11 protein-coding genes are annotated in these 16,846 nt (G+C 51.3%); 6 read left to right on the top strand and 5 right to left on the bottom strand.

Translation table 11 applies throughout. The annotated features are described in order from the left end of the window. Window positions 1–22 precede the first annotated feature (22 nt). Together LLG46_09790 and LLG46_09785 are read left to right on the top strand one after the other, a co-directional pair. Window positions 23–841 (top strand): prepilin-type N-terminal cleavage/methylation domain-containing protein, encoded by an 819-nt coding sequence (locus LLG46_09790; protein ID MCE5323590.1) that lies wholly within the window; start codon window positions 23–25, stop codon window positions 839–841. After that, on the top strand, window positions 783–1,991 hold the full coding sequence (locus LLG46_09785; GenBank protein MCE5323589.1) for an esterase-like activity of phytase family protein: 1,209 nt from the start codon (window positions 783–785) through the stop codon (window positions 1,989–1,991). Before LLG46_09790 ends, LLG46_09785 begins: the two co-directional genes overlap by 59 nt. A gap of 60 nt (window positions 1,992–2,051) precedes the next feature. On the opposite strand, the gene LLG46_09780 is transcribed toward LLG46_09785, so the two are convergent. Then, window positions 2,052–2,990 carry a PD-(D/E)XK nuclease family protein gene (locus LLG46_09780; protein ID MCE5323588.1) on the bottom strand — a complete coding sequence of 313 codons (939 nt, stop codon included), beginning with the start codon at window positions 2,988–2,990 and terminating at the stop codon, window positions 2,052–2,054. Window positions 2,991–3,267: 277 nt separating this feature from the next. Here LLG46_09780 and LLG46_09775 point away from each other — a divergent pair, with 277 nt between their 5' ends. Continuing rightward, complete coding sequence (locus LLG46_09775; protein MCE5323587.1) at window positions 3,268–9,750, top strand: dockerin type I domain-containing protein; 6,483 nt, start codon at window positions 3,268–3,270, stop codon at window positions 9,748–9,750. A 279-nt stretch (window positions 9,751–10,029) separates the two neighbouring features. Here the strand turns inward: LLG46_09775 and LLG46_09770 are convergent, their stop codons facing one another. Continuing rightward, a complete protein-coding gene (locus tag LLG46_09770) occupies window positions 10,030–10,380 on the bottom strand; it encodes a helix-turn-helix domain-containing protein (protein ID MCE5323586.1) in 351 nt (116 codons plus the stop codon). 335 nt (window positions 10,381–10,715) lie between these two features. Between LLG46_09770 and LLG46_09765 the strand changes: the two genes are divergently transcribed. After that, window positions 10,716–11,723, top strand: a complete 1,008-nt coding sequence (locus LLG46_09765) for a nucleoid-associated protein (GenBank protein ID MCE5323585.1) — start codon at window positions 10,716–10,718, stop codon at window positions 11,721–11,723. A gap of 86 nt (window positions 11,724–11,809) precedes the next feature. Continuing rightward, window positions 11,810–12,364, top strand: coding sequence for a hypothetical protein (locus tag LLG46_09760; GenBank protein MCE5323584.1), 555 nt, complete (start codon window positions 11,810–11,812; stop codon window positions 12,362–12,364). Between the two features lie 25 nt (window positions 12,365–12,389). On the opposite strand, the gene LLG46_09755 is transcribed toward LLG46_09760, so the two are convergent. Beyond that, window positions 12,390–13,064, bottom strand: coding sequence for a hypothetical protein (locus LLG46_09755; protein ID MCE5323583.1), 675 nt, complete (start codon window positions 13,062–13,064; stop codon window positions 12,390–12,392). Beyond that, complete coding sequence (locus tag LLG46_09750; protein ID MCE5323582.1) at window positions 13,045–14,571, bottom strand: right-handed parallel beta-helix repeat-containing protein; 1,527 nt, start codon at window positions 14,569–14,571, stop codon at window positions 13,045–13,047. The genes LLG46_09755 and LLG46_09750 overlap by 20 nt, the downstream gene beginning before the upstream one ends. Window positions 14,572–14,673: 102 nt before the next feature. On the opposite strand from LLG46_09750, the gene LLG46_09745 reads away from it, so the two are divergent. Continuing rightward, on the top strand, window positions 14,674–14,982 hold the full coding sequence (locus tag LLG46_09745) for a hypothetical protein (GenBank protein MCE5323581.1): 309 nt from the start codon (window positions 14,674–14,676) through the stop codon (window positions 14,980–14,982). A gap of 139 nt (window positions 14,983–15,121) precedes the next feature. Here LLG46_09745 and LLG46_09740 read toward each other — a convergent pair whose 3' ends face one another. Next, entirely contained in the window at window positions 15,122–16,783 is a 1,662-nt protein-coding gene (locus tag LLG46_09740; protein ID MCE5323580.1) for an HD domain-containing protein, read from the bottom strand. Window positions 16,784–16,846: the final 63 nt, after the last annotated feature.

The raw sequence follows: 16,846 nt of genomic DNA, 5'->3' as shown, positions 1-16,846 counted from the left end.
GCTTACCTGAGGAGGCGTAACTATGCGAAAAGGATTTACACTAATAGAACTGCTGGTCGTGATTGCGGTTATTGCAATCCTGGCAGCAATACTATTTCCTGTTTTTGTATCTACAAAACAGACTGCACAGCGGTCATCATGTGCTTCCAATATGAGGCAGATTTCCATGGCGCTGCTTATGTATGCTCAAGACAACAACGATTCCTTTTCGCACTGTGAATGCAAATGCGGGTCCTATATAGTGAGTGCTGAGGATTGGGGGAAATGGTATTGGATGTTTACGTGCCGCCCATACCTTGGCACTCAGACTCCGACAGATTATCAGAGCGGCAGCGCCTCCAAAAACATTTTCTGCTGCCCTGCCAAACCGGTCTATCAGCCTCTGACAAAGACAGGGCAGATATACTCACTCTACTATGGCCTTGCCAAGAAGTGGGGGCTCACCTACGGCAAAGTGATCGACCGTAGCGGCAGCGAAAAGAACGGCTATGCGATGTGGTGCAGCTACACAATCAACGAGCACATCCCGCATGCCTCCTGGCACATATCGGACTGGGGACGGCCATCGAAGTCATTCATGCTCTTTGAGGGCAGAGATACTGAGATGACAGGCGATCAGCTCTGGGACAAGTTCAACTATGATGCCCATAACGGTGGCTCCAACATCATGTATATAGACGGACATGTAAAGTGGGCGAAGTCCGTCTACTCGGGGAACCCAAAGAGCGCAAGCACCATTTGGAGCTACCCGCCAGGCGGACCCAGCGGTGGGCTGTGCGAGAATGCCGGCGATACTGGCAAAGACTGTGGACCATGGACCGCCACAGCCGGGGATGATTAAGATGAAGTATTTGAAAGCTGTCTCGCTCTTTATTTTGTTTGCTGTCTGCTTTTCACATCAGTATGCAAAAGCGGATATTCAATATCTTGGAAAGGTCGAGGTCTCTGCAACATCCTCCGACCTTTCCACGGATTCCACTCTCTTGGAAGACGGGACACCATCGAACAGATTAGGCGGGTTCGGCTCGGCAATCACCTGGACAGGCAAAGGCAATTCATACATAGCATTGCCCGACAGAGGTCCTGTCGATGGTGTGACTTCATATAAAACAAGGCTCCAGTTTTTCGATATTACCGTCAAGCCGAATATCAAGTTGAACCTTGTGAAGACGTTTCTGCTGACTGACAAAAACGGCAGAAACCTTATCGGCAAAACGGACGCCGACCCCAGATTCGATCCTGAAGGAATTTGTGTCTCGAAAGATGATACGGTCTTTATCTCGGACGAATATGGACCTTGTATTTACGAGTTTGATTTGCAGGGCAAATTTGTGCGCGAGGTAAGTTTACCTGAGAAGTTTAATATAAAGTATCCCGACTCAGATCCAAAGCGAGAATTGAAACTCAACAAAGTCGGCAGGCAGCCCAACAAAGGTATGGAAGGCCTAACTATCACTCCCGACTTCAGATATCTCGTAGGCATTATGCAAAGCCCTCTTGTTCAGGACGGTGGGTTGGATAAAAGTTTCAAACGCATCGGCACGAATGTCCGAATTTTGCGTATCGACTTGGATACTGGAAAGACCAACGAATATCTTTATCCACTCGATTCTCCGGCATATTGCGTAAATGAAATCACTGCGGTCGGTAATGATTGCTTTCTTGTGATCGAGCGTGACGGCAAGTCTGGAGAGCGCGCGAAGTGCAAAAAGATATATGAAGTCAGCTTGGCCAGAGCAACCGACATATCACGCATCGCCTCCATGCCCACAACAGGCATTCCTGATGGCATCTCTTCCGTCAGGAAGAAGCTCTATATTGACCTGCTCGATCCCAAATTCGGCCTTCCTGGCAAGGCATTTCCCGAGAAGATAGAAGGAATTGCAATAGGGCCCGATCTTGACGACGGAAGGCGCCTGCTTCTGATTTCCAGTGACAATGATTTCAAGCCTGATGCACCCTCAGTGATGTTCGCTTTTGCTGTGAGTTAGCCTAATGAATGCAAGCAGGACATAAAGTGGGTGATTCCCGGGTAGTAATTCTTGATCTGGTTAGCTGGCATTTTCCTGTTTCAGAGCTTTGGCCTTTGCGCATATTCCCTGGAACCTGCACCAAGCGCAGTCCGACGGCCCGCCGCTCATCGGAAACTGTTCGATATCCGCGGGACCGAATACGGGTTCCAATGCAACCATCCGGCCAAAACTCTCTTTGACCTCCTTTTTTGTGCTCTCGATCTCGTCTTCGGTAGGCGAAAACGAATCGATACAGAGTTCGGGATATAGATATACGGCCATAAGCCTGGTCTGGAGTGGTTCCCAGTCCCATTTACGCTGCGCATATAGGCTGTAGAGGATAAGCTGTTTGCGGTCTGCAGGATTCTGGCTGCCGGTCTTCCAGTCTATGATTGTGGGCGAGCCATCTGAATGAGCGAAGTCGATCGTGCAGTAGATTTGTATACCATCCATATCGAACGACGGAAAGCTCTCTTCTTCTATTTCTATCCACTGTTTCGTGTCACCGCTTGTTATTTCGCGCCAGAAATCGGACTCAATGAGGTTGGTCACACATGCCCATGCCACCTGTTGAGCCTCGCGCGCTCTTTCATTCATATTGGGAAACGAGTAATAGTGTTCGAGCAGGCTGGTTATGCTGGATGCTTTTCTGCCCGGTGGACGATTATCGATGTGCCAGAGACGCTTTGCGGATTCGGCATATTTTTCACGGATGAGCGATGTCACGGCTTCGCGCGCCATTCTCGCATCCACTCTTTGGTCGATTTGAATAGATTTCAGAATCCTTGCGATTACGCTATGGACGATCTGTCCTCTAAGCATAGTCAGAGTGGTCAGGTTGCGCATCTCGAAAAGCCGCCAGCGGGCCTTGGGGTCCTGCCCCCAGAACCTGTGGAAGAAGTAGTGGCGGCGGCAAGAATCGAAGTGAGTCTTGCGGGAAAACGACCAGGATAGAGTTGAGGGCTGCCAATTCTCCATACCTCATACTTAGTCTTTTTCATCTTCATTCCTGCAAAGTCGGTTGCGTAGTTTATGAAAGAGGTCTTGAGCCGTTTTGGATGGAAAATCAATCGTGGAATAATAGCTGGCTTCCCGTGAGGTCTTAGCACGACTTTGCGGAAGATATTTCAGTCCTGCATTACATGGTATAATCCCTTTGATAAGCTTGATATGGGAGAGAAGCATTATGTTGCCTTTTTTTAATCGGCTGTGTAGTGGATTATGTATATGCGCTGTCGCAATTCTCTTGATATTAGTGTTACCGGTAGGGGTATTTGCCGAACCGTCAGACAATGCTGACGCCAAGCTCAAACGTGTCAGGGCTGCAATTGCGCATAAGGGGGCAAAATGGATCGCCCGGCAGACAGATCCCTCGCTGCGTACATCGCACAAACTGTGCGGGTGGATACGGGACGAAGATCTGTCCACCGAGTCTCCCGCGGCACAAGACCTTTCTCTGCAATCGTATAGCAGTTCGGAGCCATTACCAACGTTCTGGGACTGGCGGAACGTGGACGGGCACGATTGGACCACACATATACAGGATCAGGGCAGCTGTGGAAGCTGCTATGTCTTCGCCACATGTGCCGTTTCCGAAGCGGCGATGAAAATCCAAAGTGGATCCACCGGTTGGCAGGCAAGTCCTGACTTTTCCGAGCAGTTTCTGGTATCGTGCGCAGGGTTTGACTGTGGCGGCGGCAGCACGACTCCGGTCTACAACTACCTCGTTGCCAACGGTGCGCCACCTGACTCCTGCTTTCCTTACACGGCCAACGACGATCAGCCGTGTTCGGATAGATGCCCCGACTGGGAGAGCAAGCTTACGAAGATTCTCGGCTGGCAGAGGGTCGCCGACACCGACACCCCCACAATCGAACAGATCAAAAGCGCCATTATGACCTACGGTCCGGTGACCACCGGTTTCGATGTTTACACAGATTTCTATTACTACTCCGGTGGCGTATACGAACACACTTGGGGAGTATTAGAAGGTGGCCATGCAGTGGCTATCGTCGGGTGGGACGATTCACAGAGGTGCTGGATTGCAAAAAACAGCTGGGGCACCAACTGGGGCGAGACCGCGGACTTTCAACCATACACATACGGCGCGGGAGACGGCGGATGGTTTAGAATAACATGGGATGACGAGTGGTTCGGCCAGTATGCAAAATACTCCATCGCCGCGCTCACCAATGTGACCAGTTATAGCCCTGCCGGTTGGACCGGCCCGGTCGTCCCGAGAAACTCATCCGGCGCCACGCTAACCTCCTGCGCGCTCACATCGACCCTTCCCGGCAACTCGACAGGCACATATCTTAACTACTCAGTGGCTTGTAACGCCGGGTTGAACCCGCCTGTTTTCGATGTTGTCGCGATGATAGACGGAGAAGAAGAAGCGCGGCAGCAGGTGTCGGACCTAGAAGCCGGATCTTTCTCCTGCGTCAACAACGTCGGGCCAGTTTTGGTTCATGGCGGGCGTCATACGTACGGTATCCTGATCGATGCCGATAACTCTGTGCCGGAAAACGACGAATCGACCACGGAGTCGCCGTTCGACAACATCGAGTGCCGTCAGTTCGTATGGAGTCCGATTGCCTTAACAAGTTCAATGCCGCGCTATGCGCCGCCGGTCAAGGATGCATGGGGAGATGCGCCTAGCCCTAGATATTACAACTGCGATGGGTTTACGTTCGGTGTAGACCAGACGGCGTGGTCTGCTGTGGCGATACTCTGCCCGGACAGCATGTGCGACTACAACATCAAGCTTTGGGGAGCAGGAGACTATCAGGGTAGTTCCACCGGTTTCGGCCCCAATGCTCTTTTAACTTCGGATGCCGGCTCCGGGTTCTGCGACATCGTCTTGGTGAATGGAAAACGCATGCCCAGCGGAACATATTCTGCCGGTGTTATAAATGAAAATGCGGGGACAGCCGACTACCGGATCGAGCACGAAAGCGCAGATACAATATCCTTACGGCCTGCGGTGGAGTGGAACGGTCCCTACACGATGAACACAAGCAACATTATCGACCTTTACCAAATATCCCTCTCGCCCGGCAACTATGGGATCAAGCTGGATCAGTTGATTGGAGACTGTGCGCTTTGCATGGCTCTGTATGACTCGCAGGGAACAGTATTCAGTAAATACGACACTATGCCGGGTGGGCTCGTGCAAAACAGTGCGCCGGGGGACAAGTATATAAATGTCACAATTCCGACCCTTGGAATCTACGGACTTGCCGTATACAAATACGGTTCCGCTGAATGGGATACAACTACATCTTACCAACTGGCAGTCTCACATAAGGACATATACGTGCTCAGCCCCAACGGCGGAGAAGTTGTGGGGCTGGGAGAGACCGCCCCGATCATGTGGGAGAGCTATGGAGATATCGGCAGTGTGGTCGATATAATGATAAGCCGGGACGGCGGGTTCACCTACACGACAATCGCGGACAATGTCCCGAACACCGGGGTCTACAATTGGATAGTCTCGGGCAAAGTATCAAACTACGCGAAGATCAGAGTCGTATCCGGCGACGGTACGTGCGCTGACACCAGTGACGACACATTCAGAATCATAAGCAGGTCGCTTGACCTTACTTATCCCAACGGCGGAGAGGACCTGATTCACGGCGATACTGAGGATATTACCTGGAGTTACTCAAATGTCGACGGTGACATTAAACTTGAGCTAAGCAGGGATCTAGGTGCGACTTGGGAGACAATCGCAGACTCCACGCCCAACGATGGCACTTACACGTGGGACGTTGTGCCGCCTGCATCGACTGCGTGTCTCATTAAGGTTTCATCGATCAACAACCCGACCTGTTACGATATCAGCGATAGCAGCTTTATCATCGAGGGACCGTCGATCCACCTCACATATCCGGTAACCGGCGAAACATGGGGTATAGGTGAGCAGGAGACCATTACATGGACATCCGAAAACCTTACGGGGCTTGTTAACATTCAACTTTCGCGCAACAACGGTTCGACCTGGACGAATATCGCCACGAACATCGCTGATACGGGAAGCTACGATTGGACTGTGACAAGCCCGGCATCATCGGCCTGCCGCCTAAAGATAGTGTCGGTCGATTTCCCGGAAGCACTCGATGTCCGCAGTGCCATTTCAATAGTGCAAAGGACGATCACCCTGACCGAGCCTGTGTCATCAAGCACACTGGAGATCGGCAGCGCGCAGACAGTTGCGTGGACGGGCACATATCTCGAGGGACCGGTCAAGATCGAGATAAGTCATGACAACAGGGCCACCTGGACGACCCTTATAGACAGCGCTCCGACCGGAGAGACTTCCGGGCAGGCGACTATCGTAGTTCCCGGCCCGCCTGCGACATCCTGCTTCATACGCGTCTCAAGTGTCGATAATCCGAGTGTGACCGACTATAACGACTCTTCGTTCAGAATAACCGGCAAATGGATATTTATGGACACGCCCAACGGTGGTGAAGTTTGGTTCGCCGGAGATACCGAACCCATATATTGGAATGCCGCTAACATAACGGGGTTGTGCGGCATCGACCTGAGCACCGACAGCGGCGCCACCTGGCAATCACTTGTCGGCAACTTCTCGATCTCGCAATGTATGTGGAACTGGCATATAGGGGATATCAACTCGACGCATTGCCGGATTCGGATCAGATCGTATGAATACCCCGAAGTTGTCGCCATGAGCGCCGCTGATTTTACCGTTGCAAAAAGAGAGATTCATGTCACATCGCCCGTCGGCGGGGAGAAGTGGTGTATCGGCACGACAAAGAGCATAAACTGGACATCGAGCAATGTGGACGGTGATGTCTCGATCCAACTTTGGGATGAAGATGACCAGAGCTCGACAACAATCGAGTCTGCTGCACCCAACGACGGCAGCTATTCGTGGACTGTCGCCGGAACTGACGAGCAGAACGTGAAAGTGAGAATCCGCTCGAACTCGTATACGAGTGTGATGGGTGAAAGCGCCGGTGCTGTCGAATTGGTGGACAGTCTAATTACCGTTCTGTCACCAAACGGGGGAGAGGTCGTACTCACAGGAGCTTCGACGAATATTTACTGGCAGTCTTGCAACGTGCCCACGGGCAACGTCATGATCGAACTGAGCAGAGACTCGGGGGCTACATGGGAGACTATTGCCGCATCCACAGCAAATGACGGTCAGGCTACGTGGATATGCACGTCGCCATTGTCCTCTCGCTGTCTTATAAGGATAACCTCCCTGGCCGACCCGACTGTGTCGGATACCAGCGATAATACATTTAAGATTTTAACCCGTTCACTGACAATCACTCAACCAAACGGCGGCGAGATTTGGGAAACCGGCACTACACAGACTATTTCATGGACCAGATTGAACTGTACCGGCAATGTGAAGATCGAGTTGACCCGCGACGGCGGCGCAAGCCTAGAGACAATCGTCGCGAGCACTTCCGCCGCCAGTTCCTATCAGTGGATGGTGACCTCGCCCGTATCGACAAACTGCAAAGTCAAGATAACGTCGCTTTCCTACCCGACCGTCTACGACTCCAGCAATGCCGTCTTCACCGTAACAGACCGGGGGATCACTGTCACTGCTCCAACCGTGGGAGCGCAGTACACCGTGGGTGAGATCATTACTATCAGCTGGACCTCGCGGAACCTGCCGACGGGTAATGTGAAGATCGAGATCAGCCGCGACTCAGGGGCAAACTGGTCAACGCTTGCAGCGAGCATATCTAACTCAGGCAGCGCAGCCTGGGTGGTAAGCGGGCCGGACTCAGAGTACTGCCTGATCCGCGTGACTTCCCTTGCCGACCCGACCATCAGTGACGTCACAGACGGCGAGTTCGCAATAGCAACACGATCGATCGATATACTGTCGCCGGTTGCTGGAGATACCTGGGGAATCGGAGAGACTCGGTCAATTACCTGGCAGACGACAAACATCGACGGCACCCTGACAATCGAGCTTACACGTGACCGCGGAGATACGACTGAGACGCTGTCCACGGATGCAGAAAATACAGGTGAGTATGTATGGACGGTTACCGGGCCGGAATCGTCGGACTGCGCCGTGAGGATATCATCCAACAGCTACACGATCACGGCTGCGAGTCAGGATACTTTTAATATACATCAGCCGGTGAGCGTTCCAATTGAAGTCACACTCGAAGACTGGATACATGTGCCGGATGGGAAGCAAGTCGACGTTGCAATACACGATCCCAACGGCGGTGTGGTGCTTGAGACACATACTGTCACACTGGACGAAGATGGGCATGCAAGGTTCGACACTCTCCTTACGGGCGTATATGACGTAACATTCGGAGTTGCGCACTGGCTAACGACCACTGTGAAGGGAGTCACGATTGAGAATAGTATGTCGGATATATTGGTCTCCCTGCCGAACGGTGACTGCAATGCAGACGACACCGTCAACCTGGCGGACTTTGAGATTGTAAAGGCCGACTGGGCGGCATCTACGCTGTCGAACCAGTATGCCGACATCAATGGCGACGGCTCGTGCGACGTCACAGACCTTGCTATCGTGCGCAAAAATATGGGTTACCTGCAAAACGGCGGCAGCAGTGGACTTGTGATGTGGCTGGGAGACGCCACAGGAGCGAGTATAAGCGCTATCAAGTGTGAGGCGGGCGAGCCGTTCGATATATATGTCTGGGCGGCCACGACAACGCCTACCTGGTTTATCGACGCGGCATTGGGATTCGACACTGCCACCACCTCCGGGCCGCTTGCCCTTCCGGTCGACCGGAAAATATTACTTGCGACCGGCAACCCTGCCGCAGATATAGTATGGTGCGACGCATTGAGCTCTTACCATAACGACATCTGCGCAAGGCTCAGCGGTTTCTACAGCTATGCTGCCGGAGCAAGGCAATACGGCGCCGATCTGGCCTGCGCGTCTATGGGAAATGTCGTGCAGTCGTTTACGTCTATGAAACTTGCGAAAATCTCTCTTATGCACAATATGCAGCCCGGCGATTCGACAACCATCGGACTGTGGGATGACGGCAGCAATACGGCCAGAGCGATGAACACGATGGCGATGGGCGCAATACCGATCTATGGCGCAACCGACACCGTGCAGATTGTCGCATACATCGCCGACACAATCGCCCAAGCCAAAGCCTCACCTGATATGGACCTTGTCGCGATTATGAATGCCGGTATATCGGCGGCGTTTGATGACTCATTCTATATCGAATCGGACGACCGCTCGATAGGCATTCAAGTATGCAAACCGAGTCACGGGCTTGTGGCTGGGTCGCGCGTAAATGTCGAAGGGACGATGTCCACCGACTCCAACGGTGAACGATACATTCAGGCCGATTCACTCATTACGGCGGGTTCCTGCGATATCAGGTCCTTTGCGATGACTTCAAAAAGCCTGGGAGGCAGTGACTGGCGCTACAACGAGTATACGGGAGCCGGACAATGCGGCGTGTTCAACGGGGCAGGCACGAATAACATCGGGCTGCTGGTAACGATTGTCGGACGTGTCAAAGGTGGGAGCACAGGTTTCTTCTACATCGACGATGGTTCCGGCTGCGACGACGGTTCAGGATATACTGGCGTCAGAGTGTCGATACCGGGCCTGACGCCTCCAAATACGGATACGTTTGTTCGAGTGACCGGTATCAGCTCGATTTATATGAATCAGAGTGTGCCGCACAGGCTTGTGAAAGTCAGTGATTCAAGCGGGATAGTGCCTATAGACTAAGCAAAGCTTGAGATCCAATACGTTTGGCCTGCAAAAAGTCTATCCGGGCGGTTGTTGACGCCAAAACTGCAGAACGGTCCGTGCTTTTAGCACTGAAAAGGAACTTGATTTCGAGGAAACCCAAAGTCGACACCAGCCTGGACTAGTAAAGTGCAGTAGGCAGGACTTAGTCTGACGGCTTTGGTTATACAATAAGGTGAACAATGGGGTCCACCTTATTGACTGTCTGCTTCCTGCTCAGATGCTTTCTGTCAATGCATCCCGAGAAACACTAGGCCATTATTTGCCTGAGCTTTTTCGTTGATTCTTTCTGGGCTTGTTTTTGTTTCGCTCCCAACAACTGACTGTCGTTGCGGTTACATCTAGCTGTTTCGCTAACTGCCGCAAGGTTAAATTGCGAGCCTTGCGATACTTGAATATTCGCTCTCCCAAACTCAACTTTGATATTTCTTCAGAAGGAACATCACCAAGAAACTCACATATTTTAGTAACAGATTGTGGTAATGGCCATGCCTCATTATTTTCCCATCGTGAAATAGTATGTAAGTCTACACCAAGCATTAATGCAACCTCCTTTATATGAAGATTAAGGTCAAGACGCTTCTTCTTTAGGCGGTCGCCAAGGGTTATGACTTCACGAGGATATGAGGATGGGAGCGGTTTGGGAAAAGTAAGAGTTACACAGCGAAAAAGGCAACGCTTTCCCCTCCAGGCATAGTCAGAGTGGTGAGATTGCGCATCTCAAACAGACGCCATCTGGCCTTGGGGTCCTATCCCCAGAACCTGTGGAAGAAATAATGGCGGCGGCAGGAGTCGAAATGCGTCTTGCGGGAAAATGACCATGATAGTGTCGATGGCTGCCAATTTTCCATATCTCCTACTTATTCACAACTTCGCTCAATCCTGCAAGGGAAATGCTCTATGCCCGTGGAAGAGGTATTGGTCAATAACTGGAGGTACATTTAATGCAATCTATCGAAGCGATTGAACTCAATCGCCTTGTCATTCACGGTATAAACAATCTCTCCGAAGAGCCGGATATCGCCGAGAAGGAGGAAACACTCTCCGAGGGCTTGCGGCACTTTTTTGAGGAGCATATACGCAACTGCGTCAAATCATCGAGCGCAAAAACGGCCAAATTCAACAGCTCAGAGACCACCGTCTCGGCATGCGCCGCTCACATTGTCGAGGCTCCAGAAACGTTCGTCGAACAGTGCAAAGTGATTGGAATGTGGTTTGGTCATCAAATGGAAAAGTCCTCCCAGGTGCAGGCTTTCCTTGCCGTTGCACTCTTTACCGATCTCGATACTGAGGATCGCTATCTGGCGCTGCTTAAAATGGACCCGGTTAAGGCATTCGTAAAACGTGGAGGAGGGGATTTCGAGCAGCTTCAGATTCTGCCGGACCCGAGTCGGCAGCTCCTTAGATACGCTATTGTTCGGCCATACGATGATGAGACCCGCTACGATATCATAATGCGCAACCAACCGGCGTCAAAAGATGAGGATCCGGAGACTGCTCAGATGTGGCTGGAAGCGTTTCTTGATGCATCTGAAGTCGCGACACCGCGTGAAATGACCCAGCTTGTGGTAAAAGAAACCGAAAAATGGATTGCCCAGAATGAAGAGGCGCTTGAGGAGCAAGAAGCGGCACAGCTTCGCAACGCAGTGCGGACTCTTGCTCAAACCGAGGAAATGGACGTGGAGGCCATTGCAGCCGAAGCAATCAAAGATGACAGGCAGCGCGAAGAGTATATCGGCAGACTCCTGGATAAGGGTCTCACCGAAACCACGTTTACGCCCGACCGGGCCTGGGCTGAACGCACGGCTCGCAAGACAACTTATGTCTGTGATGATGGTGTCCAGATAAGTGGTCCAAGCGATGCCATCGACGACGTGGTTCAGGTTCTGCCCAAGACTGCCGACCGAAGGACTAGGGTCGTGATCGAGACCAGAAGGTTTCAGCAGAAATAGAAGTAATGCGGATTCTTGCGAAAAGGCAATACCGCCTGATAATATACTACATGTAATATCATAGTTTTGTTTTCAAGAGGAAAAATATGAAAATCAAGACCGCTCTAGTCATATTAGCTGCTTTGACGGGCACATCCTGCTTTGCCCAGGGCGAGAAATTGCCTATGGACCTGCCGGTCTATCCAGGGTCGGAGACAGCTATGGAAGTCAATATGAGCAATGAGGACATTCTGCCGATGGCCAAGGCTATGCTGCCTATGCTCTCAGGTAAGCTCAGCTCGACGCTGGACAAGATCGACATGAATGACATTGCCGACATAATAAAAGACGTCAAACAGATCGAGTTCGTCCAGCTCGATATTGCGGACCAGAAAGTGACCGAAAAAGATATCATCGGGTTCTATACAAAGAACATTCCGGGCGGCGAATGGACCAGGGTCTTTTGGCAAAACGCTCCCAAGGTCGGAACAGTCGCTCTTTACACGCAGAAAGATATCCAGAATATTTACGGTTTCAGAACACGCACAATCGTGGTGGATGATAAATCGGTAAAGCGTGTCGAGGTCGCAAAAATCACCGGCAGGATCGACTATGTAAAACTCCTGCTTACGGCAAGCAAGCTGGGTCTTGGAAAGGCTTAGCGCGCATTATCCGGGTTAGGAATGTTTACCACAGCCCACCGCCCCATTCAAGATCGATAGTGTATCCGCTGCCGCTGGAGTCTGAGTTGCCGATGAGCCATGCGGCATTCAAGCTCCAGCCGGTCGGTGCACCCGCCACAAAGCCAAGAGTTGCCCAGTTTCCTGAGCCTGACATATAGTCGCTTTGGATTGTAAATTGACGACCAAAGTGCTTGTCAATACCCAGCATCAGGCGAAACGTGCCGCCTGTCACGATAGTACCGAAGTGGACCCGTGCGAAACTAAGCGTCTTGCGGGCAGTTATAAACGGCATGCTGGAGGTATCGGTTGCGACGTTTTGCATGCCGATTGCAATGGCAGGCGTGAAGCGCGATTCATCGTGAAAGCGGTATTTGCCGTTTACGAGAACTGATGCGCCGGCACCCACTACCGGGTCGAATCCAAACTCAAACTGCCCGCCTATTCCAAATTCAGTCTCAACAAGGTTTTCTGTATCGCTGCCTGATGATGGATATGTGACTGTTGTCGCGAAGCCGAGATTGGCTCCACCGGAGGGGATGGTATCGGCAATCGGGATGAGGTTGAGTGAGGTCGGCCATGCAAATAATGGATCCGTGCAAATCAACAGGACGCCAATGCAAAAGGAAATGCTGAATATCCAGCTTAGGAACAACGCTGTCTTATCGGACGATTTGGACATTGTATGCCTGAAATTGCCCATAGCCAATGTATCCACCCGTCACTACGACATAGCTGTGCGGCCGAATCTCCATCCCCGACCACAGCACATCAATACTGTTTTCTCCGTCGCTCAGTTGAAACCCATCGTTATCCGTTTTGATCATGCGCCCCCAGGTCTTCATATATGTGCCAACAGCACTGTCAAGCCATGAGATACGGGTTCCGTACGGCACCAGGTCATAACCTGCACCCTCCAATTTCTCCCATGATGATACCGATATATAGCGTTTTTCATTGTCATCGACTGATATAGTGCCGATCAGGCTTGAAATCACATCACCCGGACTGCAGTCTGAGACTCCCTGCACGCCGATGGTCGCTGAACGGTCGATCTCTTCGATCCATATATTAGTGCCGTTCGTGCAGCTTATCACCTTGCCCGATAGCTTCACTGCCGTGCCGGTTGGAAGAATTTTGACATGTCCAATTTTGCTGATCGGGTATGCCGTTTCAATCGGATATGCGCCTATTCCATCGCATGGCGAGCCGAGTGAAAGGCAGCACTCATCGTGTTCAGGCATCAGCAAAAGTGGATCAACAAACATATTGCCGGAGTAGGTTGATATCGAGCCTATCGCTCCCCCACAATCTCCATTATCATTTGCATAAAAGTCGCAGCAGGTGAATGTGGTTGTAGAACTACCGCCATCTCCGTAGACGCCACCGGTATCCGAGGCGGAGTTGAATGCGATTATATCGTGATCGAATGCGACCGGTCCGCCTCGATATGTATAGGCCGCGCCGCCGTTCATACCGGCATTGTTGAACGCAAACGTGCAGTTTTCCATTCGTGCCTCAGAGTGAAATGGGCAATATAGGCCGCCGCCGCTGATCACAGCACTATTTCGTGTTATCACGCAGCGCTTATGAACAGGGTATGAGTGATACTCCACCACAAGCCCTCCGCCGCTGGATGCATTGCATCGCGTCACTATACAATCGGTCATCTCACCATAGGAATACTTATCGTGATATACCCCTCCGCCCAGAGCAGTCGCGCTGCAGTCCTCGATGTGGCAGTTCCTGATCTTTACATTTGCATTTATGTTGCATCGAATTCCGCCGCCGTAATCCGCCAGACCATTACGGATTGTAAGGCCGTCTATTGTGACCCATGCGCCGGTTTTAATGTCTACTGCCCGCCCTTTACTCTCGGCATCGATAATTGTAGGGAATGCTCCCGCGATCCTTTGATCCGCCGACGTCTCGAACCCAAGGAATCCGCCATATATATTCTGATATGTTTTGAGAGCGATTCTTTCACGATAGACTCCCTCGCGCACCCAGAGTGTTCCGCCGGATTCAAGGGAGCTCAGAGCAGCAGTTATGCTCGTAAATGCATTCTGCCACGATGAACCGTCCTGTGTTCCCGTTGTTGCGCGTGAGTCGACAAATATTATCGCCCAGGATGCCTGCGCAAGGGCTAGTGCTGCGCTTATGGTCAGAATCAGTCTGTATAATGTCATAATCACATAATGCCCGGTTGTCACACTCGCAAAACTCTCGTTTTTGTGTACTTTGAAGCGGGTAAAGACAAACATCATGGAGACGTATTTGGAGGTCGCAATATGGCAAACGCTGCAGCTTCCGTAAAGGAAAGAGTCAGTGACACTGCACACAGAGCGAAGCTGAAGGCACACAAGGCAGCGGAGAAGATTATGGATCAGCGAAGAGTGGTTGATTCCGCTATGTCTGTGCCGGAGAGAGTCTCGCCGAGGATTTTCTTTGGACTTAGCATCGGATCGATATTGCTTTCTTTGGGGCTATTTACTGCCAGGAGAAAAGAGGATGCAATTTTTGTCGGGCACTGGGCACCCACATTTCTGGCATTGGGATTATTTTCCAGGCTGGTCAGTTCAAAGGAGAGGAAAAAATAGGCATTGGGCATAAACTTTTTTTTCGATTTATGAAAACATTATGCCACTTTACTGCGTCTAAATAAGTGTAAGTGTTCTCCTCTCCTTTCTTCTTTGTAGGCAGCCTTTGAGAGAAGGCTGCTATTTCTTTGCATTCTGTTCAAGCCGCTTTTTGCTTTTTTACCTTCATCAGCGCCATCGTTCCATCAATCATTCTGTCGTGCTCTTCATATACAGAGTCTAGGTCTCCTCGCTCTATCAGGTGCCGCAGCGCATCAACTACGGTCGGGTCGAGCGTTCTGCCTGCGCTGCGGTTGAGTTCGCCCATAAGCTCTTCTTGAGGCATTCTCTCCCTGTAGGGTCTGCGCGAGCGCATTGCGTCAAATGAGTCGGAGACAACCAGAATCCTCTGCAGCAGAGGCTGGTCCTGGGCATTGATCCCACCAGGGTAACCTTTGCCGTCGAGGCGCTCATGGTGGTGTTTGATCAAAAATAGCACATCCTGTGATAGACCCAGCGGGCGGCAGATTTCTTCGCTTACGATTGGATGGCGACGCATAGTCTCCCATTCTTCAGCCGTGAGCTTGCCGGCCTTGCGCAGAATCGCATCGGGCACGCCGATCTTGCCTATATCGTGCAGCAGTGATGCATTTCTAAGAGAATCTATTGCCTCCGCCGGAACCTGCAGCTCCTGAGCAATGAGGCAAGAAACCTGCATCACGCGTTCAGAGTGACCTTGCGTATATTCATCTCTGGCTTCCAAACCGTTTGCAAGACTCTGGAGGGTGCGTAGGAACTGTTTCTGAAGATTGGTGTACAATCGCAAATTTACAATGGCAGCGCTCGCTATTACAGAAAATATTCTCAACATGTCAACCGCATCATCGCCGAAGTCCTCACCCGGCTGACCCCAAACCATAAGTACTCCCAGAACCTTGTTGTCCTCATCCGAACCTGATGATTGCCAAAGCAGGGGTGCGGCAATGGCTGGGCGGTCGTCTCTTTCCACTTCCGACTCTTCTGAAGTTCGCCCGCCGCTTTTGACCAGAAATTCTCGACCACTGTTGGTAACCCAGTTGGCATACGAGCGAAGCAGTGCTTCTGGTGGAGCGGCATGGTTCTTTTCAGGAGAATAAAATGCTTCCGTTTCCAGATGGCCGGTCTCTTCGTTTAGCAGAAGCAGTTCGCCGCCTCCGGCATCTGTCTCGGTGACGGCAGATTCAAGAACGTAGAGCGCAAGGTCATTAACACTCCGAAACCTGGTCAAACGAGCGCCACAATCCATAATCGCATGCAGGTATGACCCTCTCTCAGATGCCAGATCGTCCTGCGACCTGGTTTTGAAAATAAATGCTGCAACCAGCGCTCCGATTAACAATACACCACAGCGCACAGCCACAGTTGTTAAAATGGATGCCATACTTGCGGCAGTGTTGATTGCAAATAGCGTGCCGATCACATTAGCTGCCATTACAATTCCGGTTGCGAATATCAGCTTGTCCAAGCGATTGCTGGCATATCCTGTGCATACAAGAACAAACCAATACAGTAAATATGCCATACCATCACTTGGACCGGCAACTGTGATTGTGATGACAGTGGTATCCAGTGCAAAGGATGCAATAGCCAGCTTTCTCCCGCACTTTGCAAAACGCTCAGGGTCCTTGACGCAGAACATCAATGCGGAATTGTACGCAGCTACAAACCCCAGCAGTAAGGCCTGCCGTGGAAGCGAAGCATTGCTGACAGCGGCAAGCCCGAGCAATATTACAGGCCACCGGAGCATAGCTATGAGATATTCAATACGTCTTCTCTTATCCATCTTCTAATATATTCATCGGCTTGAACGATGAAAAGTTTTAGCCTGCATTATTCACGAGAAACG

Source organism: bacterium (genome assembly GCA_021371935.1).
Classification (GTDB): domain Bacteria; phylum Armatimonadota; class UBA5829; order UBA5829; family UBA5829; genus UBA5829.
This window is presented reverse-complemented; position numbering and strand designations above follow the sequence as displayed.